18 protein-coding genes are annotated in these 18,402 nt (G+C 65.6%); 11 read left to right on the top strand and 7 right to left on the bottom strand.

Annotated elements, in window-relative coordinates; genetic code table 11:
- Positions 1 to 18 precede the first annotated feature (18 nt).
- From LH19_RS15515 to LH19_RS15505, 3 genes are all read right to left on the bottom strand, one after another.
- Complete coding sequence (locus LH19_RS15515; RefSeq protein ID WP_054729807.1) at positions 19 to 1,995, bottom strand: ATP-binding protein; 1,977 nt, start codon at positions 1,993 to 1,995, stop codon at positions 19 to 21.
- Positions 1,996 to 2,108: 113 nt separating this feature from the next.
- Complete coding sequence (gene spt, locus LH19_RS15510) at positions 2,109 to 3,311, bottom strand: serine palmitoyltransferase (protein ID WP_054729804.1); 1,203 nt, start codon at positions 3,309 to 3,311, stop codon at positions 2,109 to 2,111.
- Positions 3,312 to 3,318: 7 nt separating this feature from the next.
- Positions 3,319 to 3,555: an acyl carrier protein gene (locus tag LH19_RS15505; RefSeq protein ID WP_054590139.1), complete on the bottom strand. Its 237-nt coding sequence runs from the start codon at positions 3,553 to 3,555 to the stop codon at positions 3,319 to 3,321.
- Positions 3,556 to 3,709: 154 nt separating this feature from the next.
- On the opposite strand from LH19_RS15505, the gene LH19_RS15500 reads away from it, so the two are divergent.
- From LH19_RS15500 to LH19_RS15475, 6 genes are all read left to right on the top strand, one after another.
- Entirely contained in the window at positions 3,710 to 4,282 is a 573-nt protein-coding gene (locus tag LH19_RS15500; protein WP_054729801.1) for a Pycsar system effector family protein, read from the top strand.
- 25 nt (positions 4,283 to 4,307) lie between these two features.
- A complete protein-coding gene (locus tag LH19_RS15495) occupies positions 4,308 to 5,423 on the top strand; it encodes a TIR domain-containing protein (RefSeq protein ID WP_054729798.1) in 1,116 nt (371 codons plus the stop codon).
- A 102-nt stretch (positions 5,424 to 5,525) separates the two neighbouring features.
- On the top strand, positions 5,526 to 6,923 hold the full coding sequence (locus LH19_RS15490; RefSeq protein WP_054729796.1) for an MATE family efflux transporter: 1,398 nt from the start codon (positions 5,526 to 5,528) through the stop codon (positions 6,921 to 6,923).
- Positions 6,924 to 7,044: 121 nt separating this feature from the next.
- Positions 7,045 to 7,335, top strand: coding sequence for a co-chaperone GroES (groES, locus tag LH19_RS15485; RefSeq protein WP_054587343.1), 291 nt, complete (start codon positions 7,045 to 7,047; stop codon positions 7,333 to 7,335).
- A 63-nt stretch (positions 7,336 to 7,398) separates the two neighbouring features.
- The gene (groL, locus tag LH19_RS15480; protein ID WP_054729793.1) at positions 7,399 to 9,042 is read left to right on the top strand and encodes a chaperonin GroEL; all 1,644 of its coding nucleotides are present in this window, start codon (positions 7,399 to 7,401) and stop codon (positions 9,040 to 9,042) included.
- A gap of 207 nt (positions 9,043 to 9,249) precedes the next feature.
- Positions 9,250 to 9,996 (top strand): glutaminyl-peptide cyclotransferase, encoded by a 747-nt coding sequence (locus LH19_RS15475; protein ID WP_054729790.1) that lies wholly within the window; start codon positions 9,250 to 9,252, stop codon positions 9,994 to 9,996.
- On the opposite strand, the gene LH19_RS15470 is transcribed toward LH19_RS15475, so the two are convergent.
- The 4 genes from LH19_RS15470 to LH19_RS15455 form a co-directional block, all read right to left on the bottom strand.
- Positions 9,993 to 10,676: a DJ-1/PfpI family protein gene (locus tag LH19_RS15470; protein WP_054729787.1), complete on the bottom strand. Its 684-nt coding sequence runs from the start codon at positions 10,674 to 10,676 to the stop codon at positions 9,993 to 9,995. The two genes, LH19_RS15475 and LH19_RS15470, sit on opposite strands and share 4 nt — an antisense overlap.
- Before the next feature lie 145 nt (positions 10,677 to 10,821).
- The gene (locus LH19_RS15465) at positions 10,822 to 11,025 is read right to left on the bottom strand and encodes a hypothetical protein (protein WP_054729784.1); all 204 of its coding nucleotides are present in this window, start codon (positions 11,023 to 11,025) and stop codon (positions 10,822 to 10,824) included.
- Between the two features lie 84 nt (positions 11,026 to 11,109).
- On the bottom strand, positions 11,110 to 11,439 hold the full coding sequence (locus tag LH19_RS15460; RefSeq protein ID WP_054729781.1) for a hypothetical protein: 330 nt from the start codon (positions 11,437 to 11,439) through the stop codon (positions 11,110 to 11,112).
- A gap of 185 nt (positions 11,440 to 11,624) precedes the next feature.
- On the bottom strand, positions 11,625 to 11,951 hold the full coding sequence (locus tag LH19_RS15455) for a hypothetical protein (protein ID WP_054587349.1): 327 nt from the start codon (positions 11,949 to 11,951) through the stop codon (positions 11,625 to 11,627).
- A 236-nt stretch (positions 11,952 to 12,187) separates the two neighbouring features.
- On the opposite strand from LH19_RS15455, the gene LH19_RS15445 reads away from it, so the two are divergent.
- From LH19_RS15445 to metH, 5 genes are read left to right on the top strand one after another with little or no spacing between them, the layout of a single operon-like run.
- Positions 12,188 to 13,180 carry an ArsR/SmtB family transcription factor gene (locus LH19_RS15445; protein ID WP_054587350.1) on the top strand — a complete coding sequence of 331 codons (993 nt, stop codon included), beginning with the start codon at positions 12,188 to 12,190 and terminating at the stop codon, positions 13,178 to 13,180.
- Positions 13,177 to 14,115: a methylenetetrahydrofolate reductase gene (gene metF / locus LH19_RS15440; RefSeq protein ID WP_054729775.1), complete on the top strand. Its 939-nt coding sequence runs from the start codon at positions 13,177 to 13,179 to the stop codon at positions 14,113 to 14,115. The genes LH19_RS15445 and metF overlap by 4 nt, the downstream gene beginning before the upstream one ends.
- The gene (locus LH19_RS15435; protein ID WP_054729772.1) at positions 14,112 to 15,161 is read left to right on the top strand and encodes a homocysteine S-methyltransferase family protein; all 1,050 of its coding nucleotides are present in this window, start codon (positions 14,112 to 14,114) and stop codon (positions 15,159 to 15,161) included. Before metF ends, LH19_RS15435 begins: the two co-directional genes overlap by 4 nt.
- A 4-nt stretch (positions 15,162 to 15,165) precedes the next feature.
- Positions 15,166 to 15,690 (top strand): GNAT family N-acetyltransferase, encoded by a 525-nt coding sequence (locus tag LH19_RS15430; RefSeq protein ID WP_054729767.1) that lies wholly within the window; start codon positions 15,166 to 15,168, stop codon positions 15,688 to 15,690.
- A 22-nt stretch (positions 15,691 to 15,712) separates the two neighbouring features.
- The gene (metH, locus tag LH19_RS15425) at positions 15,713 to 18,331 is read left to right on the top strand and encodes a methionine synthase (protein WP_054729764.1); all 2,619 of its coding nucleotides are present in this window, start codon (positions 15,713 to 15,715) and stop codon (positions 18,329 to 18,331) included.
- The last annotated feature ends 71 nt before the right edge of the window (positions 18,332 to 18,402 follow it).

Raw genomic sequence — 18,402 nt, 5'->3', positions numbered from 1 at the left:
ATGCGGCAAGCGAAAAACTCAGCTCGCCAGCCGTTGTCCATCGCCCGGCCGCGTATCGCCGCTCCGCCGGATCGCCTGGTCGAGCGCGCTCAGCGTGAAGGGCTTGCGCAGCACGTCATGGTCGCCGAAGGCGGCGTCTTCGCTGGCATCGCCGGCATAGCCGGTGACGAAAAGGACGGAGAGTTCGGGCCAGCGCTGCTTCAGTTGCGCGACCATTTCGGGCCCGGTGAGTTCGGGCATCAACACGTCGGACAGAATGAGGTCGAAGCCGCTGCCAGCGGCGAACTGCCCTTCGACAAGGGCTTCGGCCTCCAGCGGATTGCCGCACGCGACGGGCCTGTGGCCCAGTTCGGCGACCGCGTCGACGGTCGCGGCAAGGACGCGCTGGTCGTCTTCGACGACGAGGATGCTGAGCGCGTCGGCGAGGGTAGGGTGGGCCACACCTTCGCCGGGATCGCCGTCGGTGTCGACGGCCTCTTCGGCGCGGGCGACAGGCAGCAGCATCGCGACGCTCGTTCCTTCGCCTTCGGTCGACGAAATCTGTACCTCGCCGCCCGACTGGCGGCAAAAGGCGAAGACCTGGCTCATGCCGAGGCCGGTGCCCTGACCGGCGGGCTTGGTGGTGTAGAAGGGATCGAAGACGCGCTCAAGAACTTCGGGCGACATGCCGCAGCCGGTGTCGATCACCTGCACCGCCAGCGCCGCCGTTTCCTCTTCTTCGTCGCGCAGGGTGCGGATGGTCAGCGATCCGTGGCCGTCCATCGCGTCGCGGGCATTGACCGCGAGGTTGAGCAGCGCATTTTCGAACTGGCGCCGGTCGAGCCGGCAAGCGAGGTCGGGAGCCTGAAGATCGAGCGTCAGCGCGATCCGGTCGCCGATTGTCCGCTCGACGAGTTCGGCGAACGACGCGATGCATTCGTCAACGACGGTTATTTCGGGCCGCGCCGGCTCGGAGCGCGCGAAGGTTAGCAGCCGCCGCGTCAGGTCGGCGGCGCGGTTGGCGCCATCGAGCGCATTGGCAAGGTGGCGCTGTGCCTTGTCGGGCGCTTCCGACAACCAGCGCTGCGCGAGTTCGAGGCCGCCGACGACGACCGCGAGCATATTGTTGAAATCATGCGCGATGCCGCCGGTAAGCTGGCCGACGGCTTCCATCTTCTGCGCCTGACGCAGTTGTTCCTCGGCCGAGAGGCGTTCGCTCATCTCGCTGCGCAGTGCGGTGTTGGCCTGCTCCAGTTCGGCGGTGCGCGCCTCGACGGCGGCTTCGAGTTGCATCGCACGGTCGCTTTCGACCAACTGCTCGCGTCGCGCCAGCCGCCGTTCGGCCTCGGCACGGACGAGCGAGAAGGTCGCACCGATCGCGATCACCGCGGCGCCGGCACCGAGCAGCGAGAAGAGCAGCATCGCCTGGTTGAGGCTGGCGCGATCGGCCGCCGCGAGGCGGTTGCGTTCGCGCAGCAGGGTGCGTTCGTTGTCGATGATCCGCGTCAGCAGCTTGTCGATCTTGCCGAGCCCCTGATCGTGCCCGGCAGCGTGATATTTGGAAATGGCGGCGACGGTCTGGCGATAATTGGCGCTGAGCGCCGCGTCGCCGAGCTGGGCGCCGCGCCGGTCCATTTCGTGCGTCAGTTCCGCGACCAGCTTCGCCTGCGCCGGATTGTCGCGGACGTTGCGCTGGAGCTGGACACGATATTGGCGCGCGCGGCCCCATTGCTGCTCGAAAACGCGCCCGTCTTCCTTCTGCAAGCCCACCGCGAAGCGGCCGAGCGCTGCCTCGGCACGGGCGAGCGAGGCGTCGAGCGAGCGGGTCTGCGAGATGACCTCCATGCTCTGCGTCTGCCAGCCGAGCGAGCGTTCGTAATTATCGTTGGCGCGCGACAGCAGCAGGACGAGCGCCGCGACGACGCCGACCAGGATGGTCGCGACCCCGATCGTCAGCCAGAAGCGAACACGCTCCCGCCGGCTTTCGGTCTCGATATCGAAATCCCTCTCGAACACGCGCCGTCTTTACCGGACAAGCGCCCTGCCGCAAAGCGGCGAAGCGGGCAGCGCGCGGCCGATGCTTCGATTCAACCCGAAAAGGAATCCGCTGGTCGGGCCTTGCAGCGGCTTCAGCCGATGATCCCGGCGCGTTTGCCCGCACGCTCGAAGCGCGCAAGGATCTCGCCGACCTGCTCGCTCGAATGCTCGGCGCAGAGCGAGCAGCGCAGTAGCGTCATGCCCGCGGGGGTCGCCGGCGGACGCGCGAGATTGACGTAGAGCCCTTCCTCGAGCAGCGCTTCCCACATCATCGCACCCTTTTCGAGATCGGGCATGATCACCGCGATGATCGCCGACTGCGGCTCTTCGGTGCCGAGCTGGAAGCCGAGGTCCTTGAGGCCCTTGTGCAGCGTCTTCGAATTTTCCCACAGGTGCGCGCGCTTGTTCGATCCGTGCATCAGCTTGCGGATGCTGGTCGCGGCGGTCGCGACGACGCTCGGCGGCAGCGAGGCGGTGAAGACATAGGGACGGCAGACGAGCCGCATGATTTCGAATTTCGGATGGTTCGACACGCAGAAGCCGCCGACCGTGCCGACGCTCTTGCTGAACGTGCCGATGATGAAGTCGACGTCGTCGATCACGCCCTGCGCCTCGGCGACGCCGCGGCCATGTTCGCCAATGAAACCCATAGAATGCGCTTCGTCGACCAGCACCATCGCGCCGGCTTCCTTGGAGACGCGGATCATCTCTTTCAGCGGCGCGACGTCGCCGAGCATCGAATAGACGCCTTCGAGCACGACAAGCTTGCCCGCTTCGGGGGGCAGGCGCTTCAGCCGCTTTTCGAGCGCCTCGACGTCGTTATGGCGGAAGGCGACGATTTCGGCGTCGCCCATCTTGCACCCGTCATAGATCGACGCATGGCTGTCGATGTCGAGGATGACATAGTCGCCCTTGCCGGCAATCGTCGAAATGATGCCGAGATTCGCCTGATATCCGGTCGAGAACACCATGGCATGATCCATGGCGTAAAATTCCTTGAGCGCGTCCTCGCACTCCTTATGCCCCTGATAGGTGCCGTTGAGGACGCGGCTGCCGGTCGTGCCGCTGCCGAATTTGTCGAGCGCGTCCTTGCCGGCGGCGATGACGTCGTCGTCGAAGGTCATGCCCATATAATTATAGGTGCCGAGCAGGATCGTCTCGCGCCCGTTGCAGATCGCGACGGTCGGCGAGAGGACCTTTTCCATCACCAGGCTGAACGGATCGGTGACGCCGGTCGCGAGCAGCGCCTCGCGCTGCTGGATCAGCGGGTCGAACTTGCTGAAAAGATCGGTCATCGCGGTGTCAGCCCTGCAGTTTCTCGACCGCGGCGACGAGCTGGCCGACGGTTTCGATTTCGGCCTGCATGTTCATGCTGATGATGATGTCGAACGTGTCCTCGACCTCGGCGACGAAATCCATCACCGTCAGGCTGTCCCATTCGAGGTCGCCGGCAAAGGTCGTGGCATCGGTCAGCTCGACGCCCTTTTTGTTGAAGGGGGCGATAAGGCCGTAAATCTGGTCGCGAAGGGCGGTGCTCATGCAAGTGCGTCCCGTAAAGAAATAAGATTGCGCGCGGGAATGCCGCGCTGCCGCCCGATTGGCAAGCGAATGCGGCGGGAACAGGGCAGCATCTTGCCGGTTGCGGTACTTCATGCCATTCCTGTGACAGGGTCGCTGGCAGGGGCATGGCAGCATGGACAGCGCAGAATCAACGACATCGCCGGCGCCGCCGCCGATTTCCTTCCCGCCGAATGCCGTGCATCTCGTCCGTACCAACCAGCAGATCACGATGCAATTGTCGCAGATGGCCGACCAGAAGGCATCGATCCTGATGGGCGCGACCTTCGTCGTCTTCACCCTCGCGATCGGGCAGGCGCGGTCGGGGGGAGGGGCGCTGGCGATGCCGCTCGCGATCCTTGCGACCTTTTCCTTCCTGTCGGCGCTGTTCGCGATTTCGGCGGTGCTGCCGCGCGTCGGCAAGGCGCCGCCGGTCGTCTATCGAGACGGCAAGGATCACAGCAACATCCTCTTCTTCGGCCGCTTCGCGCAGATGGACGAGGATGAGTTCATCGCGGCGGTGAAGGCGCGCCTCCGGACCGAGGAGGATCTGTACGAGACGATGCTGCGCGATACCTATCAGAACGGCATCGTCCTAGCGCGGCGCAAATATCGTTACCTTGCCTATGCCTACCGGCTGTTCGTAGTCGGGCTGACGCTGACCTTCATCGCCTTTGCGGTCGAGATGGCGATGCTGTGGAGCAAATAGCCGTCCTGCGCATTATCCCGGGACGATGACCGACGTCTTTATCAGCTACAAGCGCGAGGAGCGCGGCCGCTGCGTCGCCATCTACAACGCGCTCGTCGACCTGAAACTGTCGGTCTGGTTCGACGCGCATATCGAACCCGGCACCGATTTCGATCGCGAAATCGAACGCGAGGTGCGCTCGGCGAAGGCCGTTCTCGTGCTCTGGTCGGCGCTCGCCGCCGACAGCGACTGGATCCGCGCCGAGGCGCGCACCGGGCGGCAGAACGAGCGGCTGGTCGCGGCGCGGCTCGACGATTGCCTGCCGCCGCTGGAATTCGCGTCGGTGCAGGCGGTCGACCTGTTCGACCGCCGCGATTTCCAGACTGGCGAGGGCTGGCGGCAGGTGGTGGGGCGGATCGGCCGCCTCGTCGGGCGGCCGGGGCTGGGCGATTATGTCCGCTGCGAACAGGCGGCCGATGCGGGGCTGTGGCGCGGCTGGATCGCCGCCAATCCGGACGACCCGCTTGTCGAAACCGCGCGGCAGCGTGCCGCCGCACTGGCGCATCGCGCGCCGCCGGACCCGGGCCGGGCTGCTCCCGCGGATCCGATGGCGGCGGAAGCCACTCGCGGCGGGCCAGCACGCTATTGGCCGTTGTTCGCCGGGAGTGCTCTGCTGCTCGTCGCGGTCGCCGCACTCACCTTTGGACGTGACGACCCCGAGCCGCCGCAGCAGGCGCCCGTCTCCGCGACCGCATCGTCGGACCTCCCCGTCCTGCCGGCACCGGCAGAGGTCGTCCCGATGGCGGCGGCCGGCGGGGGCAAGCCAATCTTCTGCCGTCCCGATGATCCCTTTGTCCTGTCCTTCGTTGCCCGGCGCACCGACATGCCGCCCGTCGGCAATCTGACGATCAGCAACACCTGGCTGGCGTGGCGTGAATGCCGCGGCTCGGTTCGCGTCGAAGGTCATGTCGAAAGCGGCGGAGGCACGCTCGCCGATAGCCAGCGGATGGCCGATATCGTCGCGAACGAACTGCGCGCGCGCGGCGTCGATCCGAAAGCGATCCGGGCCCGGGGTGTCGGCACCAGCCGTCCGCTGGCCGGGACGCCGGTGGAAGCCATCGCCAATCGCCGCGTCGAAATCTACCTCGACCCATCGCGCTGACCGACGGCCGATGTGGCCGATTTGCCACCATGGACGGGAATTTCGCTTCGCGCGCTGCCGGGGGATTGAAGCGCCGCGCGCCCGCGCCTATCCGGGCCGGCTATGCTCGAGCAGGCCCACCCCCTGACTGCGGATCGTCCGCAGAATTTCCGTGCGGAGTTCCGCGCGACGTGGGCGCTCGCCCTGCCGCTGGCGGCGGCGAACCTGCTCCAGATGATGGTGCACGCGATCGACGTGATCTTCGTTGCCCGGCTGGGCGATACGGCGCTCGCCGCCTCGTCGCTGGGCGTTTCGATCTTCGGGCTGTTGCTGTGGACGGGGACGGGCCTGGTCGGCGCGGCGGCGCCGCTGATCGCGGCGGAACTCGGCCGCCGCAAGCACAGCGTGCGCGAGGTACGGCGCACGGTACGCATGGCGCTGTGGCTGAGCGCGCTCGTCTCGCTGCTCTTCATGGGCGTGTGCGCAGCGGGCGGCCCGATCATGCGCGCGACCGGCCAGCCCGCTGACCTGACGGCGCGCGCGGCGAGCTTCCTCCTCATCCTGATGTTCGGCATGTTCCCGATGATCGCGGCGAGCGTGCTGCGCATTTTCGTCTCGGCGCTCGGCCGGCCGACGATCGCGACGGCAATCACCTTCTTTGCGCTTGGCGTCAATGCGCTCGGCAACTGGGTACTCGTCTTCGGCCATCTCGGCCTGCCCGCGCTCGGGCTCCACGGTTCGGCGATATCGAGCGTGATGACCAGCGCGCTGATGCTGCTCGCCTATGTCGTTGTCATCCAGACCGACAGGCGGCTGCGGCGCTACCGCCTGTTCGGCAACTGGTGGCGCTCCGAATGGTCGCGCTTCTTCGAGATGCTGCGCATCGGCACGCCGATCAGCCTGACCATCCTTGCCGAAGCGGGGCTGTTCACCGGGGCCGCCTTCCTGATGGGCCGTATCGGCGAAACCGAACTGGCGGGGCACACGATCGCGCTGCAGGTCGCGGCGCTCGCCTTCCAGATCCCGTTCGGGGTGGCGCAGGCGGCGACGATCCGCGTCGGGCTGGCTTATGGCGCGCGCGATCATCGCGGCATCGGCTTTGCGGGGCAGGCGTCGCTGCTGCTCGGCATCGGCTTCATGGCCTTTACCGCGCTGATCATGTGGCTGTTCCCGAAGCTCGTGCTGTCGATTTATGTCGACGTCGATGCGGCGCGCAATGCCGCGCTGGTCGGGTTTGCGATGCAGTTCCTCGTCGTCGCCGCGGCCTTCCAGCTCTTCGACGGCGCACAGGCGGTGGCGGCGGGGGTGCTGCGCGGGCTCCAGGATACGCGCATCCCGATGATCATTGCGGTGTGCGGTTACTGGATTGCCGGATACGGCACCGCCATCTACCTCGGTTTCTGGACGCCGCTGCGCGGTGTCGGGGTGTGGATCGGGCTGGCGGTCGGGCTGATCGTCGTCTCGGCGGTGCTGCTGACGCGCTGGCGGATGCGCAGCCGTCTCGGCCTTCTTCCGGCCTGACGCAAAAAAGTTGACCGCCGCTGCTTGACGGCCTTTTGACTCCCACCCATATGCCCGCCTGTTAGCACTCCCGGCATGTGAGTGCTAAAATGATATCATTTGCACTTCTGGAGGGAGTTTCATGACCCAGTTCCGACCACTGCACGACCGCGTGCTCGTTCGCCGTATCGAAGCCGAAGAAAAGACGGCCGGCGGCATCATCATCCCCGACACCGCCAAGGAAAAGCCGCAGGAAGGCGAAGTCGTCTCCGTCGGCACCGGTGCCCGCGCCGACGACGGCAAGGTGACCCCGCTCGACGTCAAGGCCGGCGACCGCATCCTGTTCGGCAAATGGTCGGGCACCGAAGTCAAGGTCGACGGCGAAGAGCTGCTGATCATGAAGGAATCGGACATTCTCGGCGTCATTGCCTGAGCGGTTTCATCGATTTGCGAGTAAAGTTGCGCAGTTTTCTGCGCCTTTGAAAGGAATAAGCACATGGCTGCTAAGGACGTAAAATTCAGCCGCGACGCGCGTGAGCGCATCCTGCGCGGCGTCGACACCCTCGCCGACGCGGTGAAGGTCACGCTGGGCCCCAAGGGCCGCAACGTCGTCATCGACAAGAGCTTCGGTGCGCCCCGCATCACCAAGGACGGCGTCACCGTCGCCAAGGAAATCGAACTGAAGGACAAGTTCGAAAACATGGGCGCCCAGATGCTGCGCGAAGTCGCATCGAAGGCGAACGACAAGGCCGGCGACGGCACCACCACCGCGACCGTGCTCGCCCAGGCGATCGTCCGCGAAGGCATGAAGTCGGTTGCCGCCGGCATGAACCCGATGGACCTGAAGCGCGGCATCGACCTCGCGGTCACCAAGGTCGTCGAGACGCTGAAGGCGCAGTCGAAGCCCGTTTCGGGCACCTCGGAAATCGCGCAGGTCGGCATCATCTCGGCCAATGGCGACACCGAAGTCGGCGAGAAGATCGCCGAAGCGATGGAAAAGGTCGGCAAGGAAGGCGTGATCACCGTCGAGGAAGCCAAGGGCCTCGATTTCGAACTCGACGTCGTCGAAGGCATGCAGTTCGACCGCGGCTACCTGTCGCCTTATTTCATCACCAACCCGGAAAAGATGCTCGTCGAGCTTTCGGATCCGTACATCCTGATCTTCGAGAAGAAGCTGTCGAACCTCCAGTCGATGCTGCCGATCCTCGAAGCCGTGGTGCAGTCGGGCCGTCCGCTCCTGATCATCGCCGAGGACATCGAAGGCGAAGCGCTTGCAACGCTCGTCGTCAACCGTCTGCGCGGCGGCCTGAAGGTCGCGGCCGTCAAGGCGCCGGGCTTCGGCGATCGCCGCAAGGCGATGCTGCAGGACATCGCGATCCTGACCGCCGGCGAAATGATCAGCGAAGACCTGGGCATCAAGCTCGAGTCGGTCACGCTGAACATGCTCGGCCAGGCCAAGCGCGTCACCATCGACAAGGACAACACCACCATCGTCGACGGTGCGGGTGAAGCCGATGCGATCAAGGGCCGCGTCGAACAGATCCGCGCGCAGATCGAGACCACGACGTCGGATTACGACCGTGAAAAGCTGCAGGAACGTCTGGCGAAGCTCGCCGGCGGTGTTGCCGTGATCAAGGTCGGCGGCGCTTCGGAAGTCGAAGTGAAGGAACGCAAGGACCGCGTCGACGACGCGCTGCACGCGACCCGCGCTGCGGTCGAGGAAGGCATCGTCCCCGGCGGCGGTACTGCGCTCCTCTATGCGACCAAGTCGCTCGACGGCCTCGCCGGTGCGAACGAAGACCAGACCCGCGGTATCGACATCATCCGTCGCGCGCTGCAGGCTCCGGTCCGCCAGATCGCCGAGAACGCCGGCTTCGACGGCGGCGTCGTCGCGGGCAAGCTGTTCGACCAGAACGACAGCAACTTCGGTTTCAACGCGTCGACCGACGTCTATGAAAACCTCGTGGCTGCCGGCGTGATCGATCCGACCAAGGTCGTCCGCACCGCGCTGCAGGACTCGGCCTCGGTTGCCGGTCTGCTCATCACCACCGAAGCGGCGGTGAGCGAGCTGCCCGAAGACAAGCCCGCCATGCCCATGGGCGGCGGCGGCATGGGCGGCATGGGCGGCATGGACTTCTAAGTCCAAACCGTTCGGCCACCCGCCGACAGAAACAAGGGCCGGAGCAGCGATGCTCCGGCCCTTTTTCTTTGCGCTTTTACCATCCCGTCACCCCGGACTTGATCCGGGGTCCCGCTTTCCAGCGTCGCCGAGCCGGACCCCGGATCAAGTCCGGGGTGACGAAAGTGGGACATTGCCAGTTCATTCCGCCCGTCATAGCTATGCAGGATGATCCTGCTCTTCGCCCTTGCCGCCGCCGCCGCGGACCCCGCGCCGGTCGAGCGCTGCGGTTATCGCATCGTGCAAAGCTATCCGCACGATACGACCAGCTTCACGCAGGGACTCTTCTGGGACGGGGATCATCTGTACGAGGGCACGGGCCAATATGGCAGGTCGCGCGTTGCCCGGCTCGACCTCGACACCGGAAAGGCGCTCGCCCAGACCAGCTTGCCCGCCGACCAGTTCGGCGAAGGCATCGCGCGGTGGAAGGACCAGATCATCGGCGTGACCTGGCAGAACGGCATCGGTCACCGCTGGTCGATCAAGGACCTGAAGCCGCTCGGCAACTTCACCTATGCGGGCGAGGGTTGGGGGCTGACGACGGTGGGCGACCAGCTCGTGTTGAGCGACGGGACCTCGGACCTCCGCTTCCTCGATCCCGAAACGATGACCGAGCAAAAGCGCGTCACCGTGCGCTTCGGCGGCCGGCCGATCAGCATGATCAACGAACTCGAGGCGATCGACGGGCAGGTCTGGGCCAATATCTGGATGACCGATTTCATGGTCCGGATCGATCCGGAAAGCGGCGATGTCGCCTCGCTCGTCGACCTGTCGGGGCTGAAGGCCGATGCAGGTGTTTCGGGCGACGACAGCGTGCTCAACGGCATCGCATGGGATGCGAAGAAAAAGCGCCTGTTCGTGACGGGAAAATATTGGCCCAAACTCTACGAGATTACGCTCTCCGACTGCCGTTAAGTCTTGAGCGCTTCTTCCATTCGCGCCGCCGCGGCGTCATAGACGCGCGCCTTCAGTCCGGCCGTGACCGCGGCGGGGGTACGGTCGGGGTGGCCGCCGGTGAAGGGCGGGGCGGGGTCATATTCGATGGCGAGCTGGATCGCCTGTGCGACCGTGTCGCCCTGCAACCGCGCGATCAGCGTCAGCGCGAAGTCGAGCCCCGAGGTCACCCCGCCGCTGGTGACGATGTTGCCGTCCTCGACGACGCGGCCGGCGACGGGTTCGGCGCCGACAAGCGGCAGCAAATGGGTGTAGCCCCAATGCGTCGTTGCGCGCTTCCCCGCGAGCAGCCCGGCGCGGCCGAGCAGGAAGGCGCCGGTGCAGACGCTCGTCGTCGAGCGGGCGCCGGCGGCTTGCCGCGCGATAAAATCGATCGTTGCGGCATCGCCCAATGCTTCGGCGACGCCATGCCCTCCGGGAACGCAGAGAATGTCCGCCTGCGGGCAGCTCGCGAAATCATGCGTCGGCAGGATGGAAAAGCCGCTGTCGGTGGCAATGGGCGCGATGGTAGCCGCAGCGCCCGCCAGCGTCGCGCCGGGCATGCGGCTTAGCGCCTGCGCTGGTGCGGTGAAATCGAGCTGGGTGATGCCGGGAAAGAGCAGGAAGACGATCTGGATCGGTTCGGGCCGGGCGTCGGGCATGCGGATGGTCCTTGGTTGCAACGGATCACGCAGGCGCGCGGCTCTCTGGTTCTCGACCAATCCCGCTTCCCGATGGGACTCCATCATCAGCGCCAGTTGCGGGGCGCGTGCAGTCTAGCTTTGCGCCCGGCCGAGCGAAAGGCGATTATTCGCTCGCCTTGGCCTTCTCGTCCTTTGCCGGTTCGGGGGCAGGGACGCTGTCGCGGCTTTCGAGCATCTCGGCGGCATCGTCGAGCGCCTTTGCCTCGCTGACCGTCACCCCACCGGGGCCCGGCTCATTGTCGGTGCGGCTGCATCCTGCCGTCAGGATCGTCGCTGCGGCGTACAGGGAAAGGCCAATCCTCGGCATCCTAATCTCCCACGAAAAGGGGCTCCATCCGCGTGGAATGGAGCCCCCGTTCCGGATTGCGCGCGCTTGGCGCGCAAGCCCCGATTACTGCTTGTCGTTGGCTTCCGCCTTCTTCGTTTCGTCGGCGATCTTGTCGCCGGCCTTCGCGGCGGCGTCGCCAGCGGCGTTCACCGTGCCTTCGACGGCGTTGCCGGCGTCCTTGGCGGCAGCGGCGGTCGCATCGGCAGCTTCGCCCGCGGCGGCGGCCGTGGCGTCGGCGGCATCGGCAGCGCCTTCGGCGACGGCATCGCCGGCAGCGGCAGCATCATCGGCGACGGCTTCGCCGGCTTCCGACGTTTCCTGCTGCGCCTTTTCCGAGCAAGCGGCGAGGCTGAAGGCCGCAGCGGCCATCGAGGCGATGATGATTTTGCGCATGAAATTTCCTTTCGAACATCCGAGTGACCGAAACCGGCCACGGTCGTGAAGAATTAGCTGTGGATTCGGGGCTTGGCAACTATCCTGCATGCCCATGCTTTCGGCCGCACGGCCAAAAGAAAAGGGGCCGCCGACCAAGTCGGCAACCCCCCTCCTTAATTCTGGCCGAATGGCCCGAAAGAAGCTTACTTCTTGGCTTCTTCGGTTGCAGCCTTGGCAGCGTCGGTCGCTTCCTTGGCAGCGCCAGCAGCTTCGGCGGCCTTGTCGGTCGCGGTCGCAGCGTCGCCAGCAGCAGCGGCGTCGCCAGCAGCGCCGGCAGCGGCAGCAGCGTCGCCGGCAGCAGCGCTCGCGTCGGCAGCGCCTTCGGCTGCTTCCATCGCGCCGTCAGCGGCGCCTTCGACGGTTGCCGCCGATTCGTCGGTGGTGGCGGGGGCTTCGGCAGCCTTTTCACCACAAGCGGCGAGGCCCATCGAGGCCGCGAGAACGAGCGACAGAGTGATCGATTTCTTCATTTGGGAATACCCCTCTCGATTGAATTGATCGACCGGCATTTCGGACACGAACCTTTCGACCCGGCAAATTGCCAATCGCCCAAAGAGCTACATTTTCGTCAAAATGGGCGCAACGGCCTTTTGTCCGATCATGGGTGCAAATCGATGGATGGAGTGGCGCGCGGCGTCGCAAGCGGCGGGAAACGGGGCTTCGTCAATGATTGACCGGATATAAAGAAAGCTTTATATGTGTCTTTGTGACTGAGCTGCTCGACATTTTTCGCGCCCTTGCGGACCCGACGCGCCTGCGTATCCTTGCGCTGCTGCGCGAGATGGAGCTGGCGATCGGCGAGCTCGCGGTCGTGCTCGACCAGAGCCAGCCGCGCGTGTCGCGGCACGTCCGTATCCTCGTCGACGCGGGGGTTGTCGAACGCCGCCGCGAGGGGAGCTGGGTCTTCCTGCGCCTTGCGCAGGACGGCCCTGTCGGCGAAACGATCGCGCGCGCCGATAAATGGCCCTTCTCGCCGCGCGAGGCGCTGGTGATCGCGCATGACGCCCGCCGCCTCGTCGCGGTCCGCACCGAACGCGCCGCCGCCGCCGAGCGCTATTTTGCCGAACATGCCGCCGAATGGGATGCGATCCGGTCGCGCCATGTCGCCGAGAGTGAGGTCGAGGCGGCGATCCTCGCGATCATGCACAATCGCCGGCTCGGCCACCTGCTCGATATCGGGACCGGGACCGGCCGGATGGCGGAGATTTTCGCGCCGACCGCGCGTCGCATCACGGCGCTCGACCGCAGCCCCGAAATGCTGCGCATCGCGCGCGCCAAGCTCGCCGGCCAGCCGGTGCCGATCGATCTGGTGCAGGGCGATTTCCTGAACCTGCCGGTGGCCGATGCCAGCGTCGACAGCATCGTTATCCATCAGGCGCTGCATTTCGCGCACGAACCCGATCGCGTGATCGCCGAGGCGGGCCGCGTGCTGCGCGGCGGCGGGCATCTGCTGATCGTCGATTTCGCGCCGCACGAGGACGAGGAGATGCGCACGCTCGCGGCGCATGCCCGCCTCGGCTTCTCCGATGCCCAGATCCGCGGCTGGTTCGCGTCGGCGGGCATGGGGCTCGAAACCTCGCAGACGCTCGAAGGCGGCGAACTTGCGGTCAAGCTGTGGCTTGGCCGGCGGCGCAGCGACGAAGATCAATCCCCCGTCGCCCAAGGCAGCGACGGCCAGCGTAAAAGGCTTGCGGCATGACATCGAACCTCGACTCGCTCGCGGAGGCCCGCCGTGCCGCGGCTTCGCCTTTGTTCGCCAATCTCGATGGCGATATCGGCGTCAGCTTCGAATTTTTCCCGCCCAAGACCGAAAAGATGGAAGCCCAGTTGTGGGATACCTTCCATGCGCTGGAGCCGCTCGCACCGCGCTTCGTGTCGGTGACCTACGGCGCCGGGGGATCGACGCGCGAGCGCACCCACGCGACGGTCGCGCGCATCGCCGCGACGAGCAGCGTGCCACCCGCGGCGCACCTGACCTGCGTCGAGGCTTCGCGCGCCGAGATCGACGCGGTGGCCGAGGCCTATTGGGAAGCCGGTGTGCGCCATATCGTGGCCTTACGCGGCGACGTGCCGTCGGGCGGTCCCTATCGTCCGCACGCGCAAGGCTATGCCAATGCGATCGAGCTGGTCGCGGGGCTGAAGGCGGTTGCGCCGTTCGACATCTCGGTTGCCGCCTATCCCGAGGTCCATCCCGACGCCGACTGTGCGCAGTCCGACCTCGACAATCTGAAGCGCAAGCTCGACGCCGGTGCGACGCGCGCGATCACGCAATTCTTCTTCTCACCCGACAGCTTTCTGCGGTTTCGCGACACGGCGGCGGCGGCGGGGATCACAGCGCCGATCATCCCCGGCATTCTGCCCGTATCGAGCGTGGCGCAGACGCGCCGCATGGCGGATATGTGCGGCACCGCAATTCCGGCGTGGATGGTGTCGCTGTTCGACGGGCTCGACGATCATCCGGCGGCGCGCCAGCTCGTCGCGGCGACGGTCGCCGCCGAAATGAGCCGCCGTCTCTATGCGGGCGGGGTGCGTGATTTCCACTTCTACACGCTCAACCGGGCCGAACTCAGCTATGCGATCTGTCATTTGCTGGGGCTGCGGCCGGTGGCGACGGCAAAGGACCAAGCGGCATGACAAGTGCACGTGAAGCGCTGCAGGCGGCAGCGAAAGAACGCATCCTGCTCACCGACGGCGGCTGGGGCACGCAGATCCAGCTTCGGAAGCTCGCCGAGGGTGATTATGCCGGCAACCTCGGCCTGTCGCACGACCAGAAGGGCAATAACGACATCCTTGCGCTGACGCGGCCCGATATCGTGACGGCGATCGGCGAGGCCTATCTCGCGGCGGGGTCGGATATTGTGTCGACCAATACGTTCAGCGCCAACCGGATCAGCCAGGCCGATTATGGCGCCGAGGCACTGGTCGCCGACATCAATATCGAAAGCGCCCGGCTGGGCCGCGAGACGGCGGTGAAATATGAAGCGATCGACGGCCGCCGACGCTTTGTCGCGGGCGCGGTCGGGCCGACGAACAAGACCTTGTCGCTGTCGCCCGACGTCAACAACCCCGGCTATCGCGAGATCGATTTCGATGAGTTGAAGCATGTCTATCTCGATCAGGTCGTTGCGCTGGCCGAGGGCGGCGCCGACTTCATCCTGATCGAGACGATCTTCGACACGCTCAATGCCAAGGCGGGGATCGCCGCGACACTCGAGGCCGAGGCGAAGGTCGGGCGCGAATTGCCGCTGATGATTTCGATGACGCTGACCGACCTCAGCGGGCGTAACCTGTCGGGACATACGGTCGAGGCCTTCTGGTACGCGGTGCGCCATGCGAAGCCGCTGACGATCGGGCTCAACTGCTCGTTCGGCGCATCGCAGCTTCGTCCGCATGTGAAGGTCTTGTCCGACCTCGCCGATGCGCTGGTGATGGTCTACCCGAACGCCGGTCTGCCAAACGAGCTCGGCGAATATGACGAGCTGCCCGACACCACGGCAGGGCTGGTCGGCGAATGGGCCGAAAACGGTCAGGTCAACATCCTCGGCGGCTGCTGCGGGTCGACCCCGGCGCATATCGCCGCGATGGCGAAGGCGATCGCGGGGCTTGTGCCGCGGCCCGTCCCCGACGTGCCGGTGCGGACGCGGCTCGCGGGGCTCGAGCCCTTCACCATGGCCGCCTGAACCGATGACGGACATTCCGAAATGGACGATCCGGGAGGCCGGAGCGGATGACGCGCCGGCGCTCGCGCTGATCGGCGCGGCGACCTTTCTCGAGACCTTTGCGGGCATCCTCGACGGCGATGCGATCGTCGGTCATTGCGCCGCGCAGCATTGCGAAGTGGCCTATCGCGCCGCTCTGGCCAACGGCGCCCGGGCGTGGCTTGCCGAAGCGCAGCCCGGCGGCGCGCCGGTCGGATTCGTGCTCGTTGGCAAGCCTGATCTTGCGGCCGCCCGCGACGGCGATATCGAATTGAAGCGCATCTATTCGCTGTCGCGCTTTCATGGCACCGGCCTTGGCGCCGCGTTGATGACGCAGGCGCTGGAAGCCGCCCGCGGCCATCGCCGCCTGTTGCTTGGCGTCTATGCGCAGAACGACCGGGCGCTCGCCTTTTATCGCAAACAGGGGTTCGCCGACCTCGGCACCCGCCGGTTCAATGTCGGCGGCAAGCTCTACGACGATCTCGTGCTTGCCCGTCCGCTCGCCGCCTAATGCACATGTTCAGGATGATCCGATGACCACCGCCGCCTCTTCCAGCTTCGTCAATATCGGCGAGCGCACCAACGTCACCGGATCGGCGGCGTTCAAGAAGCTGATCCTCGCCGATGACTATACTGCGGCAGTCGAGGTCGCGCGCCAGCAGGTCGAGAACGGCGCGCAAGTTATCGACGTCAACATGGACGAGGGTCTGCTCGACGCCGAATATGCGATGACGACCTTTTTGAAGCTGATCGCCGCCGAGCCCGACATCGCGCGAGTGCCGGTGATGATCGACAGTTCGAAATGGGACGTCATCGAAGCGGGACTGAAATGCGTGCCGGGCAAGCCGATCGTCAATTCGATCAGTATGAAGGAAGGCGAGGAGCCTTTCCTTGCGCATGCGCGCAAGTGCATGGCCTATGGCGCCGCGGTCGTCGTGATGGCGTTCGACGAGGTCGGGCAGGCCGATACCGAGGCGCGCAAGGTCGAGATTTGCGAGCGCGCCTATAAATTGCTGATGACCATCGGCTTTCCGCCAGAGGACATCATCTTCGACCCCAATATCTTCGCGGTCGCGACGGGGCTCGAGGAGCATGACAATTATGCGGTCGACTTCATCGAGGCGGTGAAGGAAATCCGCGTCCGCTGCCCGCACGCACATTTCTCCGGCGGCCTGTCGAACCTGTCGTTCGGGTTCCGCGGCAACGAGACGGTGCGCCGCGCGATGCACAGCGTCTTCCTCTATCATGCGATCCCCGCCGGGCTCGACATGGCGATCGTCAATGCGGGGCAGCTCGACGTCTATGACACGATCGATCCCGAACTGCGCAATGCATGCGAGGATGTCATCCTCAACCGCAAGGTCGAAGGCGAGGAACTGAGCCCGACCGAGCGGCTGATCGCGCTCGCCGAACGCTATAAGGGTACCAACGCCGCGCAGGAAAAGGCGGCCGAGGAATGGCGCGGCTGGGAGGTGCGCAAGCGGCTCGAACATGCGCTGGTCAAGGGCATCGACGCGCATATCGTCCCGGATACCGAGGAAATGCGCCTGGCGATGGACCGGCCGATCGAGGTGATCGAAGGCCCGCTGATGGACGGGATGAACGTCGTCGGCGACCTGTTCGGATCGGGCAAGATGTTCCTGCCGCAGGTGGTGAAATCGGCGCGCGTGATGAAAAAGGCGGTCGCGCACCTGCTGCCCTTCATCGAGGCGTCGAAGGAACCCGGCGCGAAGGGCAAGGGCAAGGTCGTGATGGCGACGGTCAAGGGCGACGTCCACGACATCGGCAAGAATATCGTCGGCGTCGTGCTCCAGTGCAACGGCTTCGAGATCGTCGACCTCGGCGTCATGGTGCCGTGGAGCAAGATTCTCGAGGCGGCGAACGAGAATGACGCCGACATGATCGGATTGTCGGGCCTCATCACGCCGTCGCTCGACGAGATGGTGACGGTGGCCGAGGAAATGCAGCGCGCAGGCATGACGATGCCGCTCTTGATCGGCGGCGCGACGACATCGAAGGTCCACACCGCGCTGCGTATCGATCCGGCGTATAAGGGGCCGGTGCTCCATGTCCTCGACGCGAGCCGCGCAGTCGGAGTGGCGACGGCGCTGGTCAGCGATACCGGGTTCGACGCCTTCGTCGGCGGCTACAAGCAGGATTATGAGCATATCCGCGACGTGCGCGCGGGCAAGGGGCAGAGCGTGCTCCACACCCTCGAAGAGGCGCGGGCCAATTTTTACGACGCCTACCTCAGCGACAAGCCCGCGCCGCCGTTGCAGCCCGGGCTGCACCGCTTCGACGACTGGTCGCTCGAAGATTTGCGCGAATGCATCGACTGGACGCCGTTCTTCCGCGCGTGGGAGTTGCACGGGACATACCCGTCGATCCTCGACGACGATGTGGTCGGCGAAACGGCACGGGCCTTGAAGGCCGACGCCGACGCGATGCTCGATACGCTGATCGCCGAGAAGTGGCTGACCGCGCGCGGCGTCTGTGCCTTCTGGCCGTGCGCGCGCGACGGCGACAGTGTCACCATCCACATCGCCGAGGAGGAACGCCATGTGACGCTGCCCTTCCTGCGTCAGCAGATCAAGAAGAGCCGCGACCGGGCGAACATGTGCCTCGCTGATTTCATCGACCCGGCGGGTGACTGGATGGGCGGCTTCGCGGTCGGCATCCACGGCATTGAGCCTTTTTCCGAGCGCTTCCGCGCGGACAAGGACGATTATTCGGACATCCTGCTGAAGGCGCTCGCCGACCGCTTCGCCGAGGCGTTCGCCGAGCGGCTGCACCAACATGTCCGTACGACCCTCTGGGGCTATGCACCCGGCGAGCAGCTCACCAACGAAGCGCTGATCAAGGAGGAATATCGCGGTATTCGTCCGGCGCCGGGCTATCCCGCGTGCCCCGACCACAGTCTGAAGCCGATCCTGTTCGACCTGTTGCAGGCGGGCGACAATGCCGGGCTGGTGCTGACCGAAAGCTTTGCCATGCTGCCCACCGCGGCGGTCAGCGGCTTCTATTTCGGGCACCCTGAAAGCCAGTATTTCGGGGTGGCGCGGATCGGCAGCGACCAGCTCGAGGATTATGCACAGCGGCGCGGGGTCGATATCGAAACCGCGACGCGCTGGCTGCGCCCCAACCTCGATTAACTTTGCCGCGCGCGGCTGTCCGAAAAAGGGACGGCCGCGCGGTTAACCAGCCTTGGACACGACTGGCGTCG

The sequence above is a fragment of the Sphingopyxis macrogoltabida genome, from assembly GCF_001314325.1.
Lineage (GTDB): Bacteria > Pseudomonadota > Alphaproteobacteria > Sphingomonadales > Sphingomonadaceae > Sphingopyxis > Sphingopyxis macrogoltabida.
Note: the sequence above shows the minus strand (reverse complement) of the source record. Positions and strands in the feature narration are given on the sequence as shown.

Coding starts and splice junctions, on each gene's coding strand:
- spt (WP_054729804.1), bottom strand. CDS start 3,311: ATGACCGATCTTTTCAGCAAGTTCGACCCGCTGATCCAGCAGCGCGAG.
- LH19_RS15505 (WP_054590139.1), bottom strand. CDS start 3,555: ATGAGCACCGCCCTTCGCGACCAGATTTACGGCCTTATCGCCCCCTTC.
- LH19_RS15500 (WP_054729801.1), top strand. CDS start 3,710: ATGGACAGCGCAGAATCAACGACATCGCCGGCGCCGCCGCCGATTTCC.
- LH19_RS15495 (WP_054729798.1), top strand. CDS start 4,308: ATGACCGACGTCTTTATCAGCTACAAGCGCGAGGAGCGCGGCCGCTGC.
- LH19_RS15490 (WP_054729796.1), top strand. CDS start 5,526: ATGCTCGAGCAGGCCCACCCCCTGACTGCGGATCGTCCGCAGAATTTC.
- groES (WP_054587343.1), top strand. CDS start 7,045: ATGACCCAGTTCCGACCACTGCACGACCGCGTGCTCGTTCGCCGTATC.
- groL (WP_054729793.1), top strand. CDS start 7,399: ATGGCTGCTAAGGACGTAAAATTCAGCCGCGACGCGCGTGAGCGCATC.
- LH19_RS15475 (WP_054729790.1), top strand. CDS start 9,250: ATGATCCTGCTCTTCGCCCTTGCCGCCGCCGCCGCGGACCCCGCGCCG.
- LH19_RS15470 (WP_054729787.1), bottom strand. CDS start 10,676: ATGCCCGACGCCCGGCCCGAACCGATCCAGATCGTCTTCCTGCTCTTT.
- LH19_RS15465 (WP_054729784.1), bottom strand. CDS start 11,025: ATGCCGAGGATTGGCCTTTCCCTGTACGCCGCAGCGACGATCCTGACG.
- LH19_RS15460 (WP_054729781.1), bottom strand. CDS start 11,439: ATGCGCAAAATCATCATCGCCTCGATGGCCGCTGCGGCCTTCAGCCTC.
- LH19_RS15455 (WP_054587349.1), bottom strand. CDS start 11,951: ATGAAGAAATCGATCACTCTGTCGCTCGTTCTCGCGGCCTCGATGGGC.
- metF (WP_054729775.1), top strand. CDS start 13,177: ATGACATCGAACCTCGACTCGCTCGCGGAGGCCCGCCGTGCCGCGGCT.
- LH19_RS15435 (WP_054729772.1), top strand. CDS start 14,112: ATGACAAGTGCACGTGAAGCGCTGCAGGCGGCAGCGAAAGAACGCATC.
- LH19_RS15430 (WP_054729767.1), top strand. CDS start 15,166: ATGACGGACATTCCGAAATGGACGATCCGGGAGGCCGGAGCGGATGAC.
- metH (WP_054729764.1), top strand. CDS start 15,713: ATGACCACCGCCGCCTCTTCCAGCTTCGTCAATATCGGCGAGCGCACC.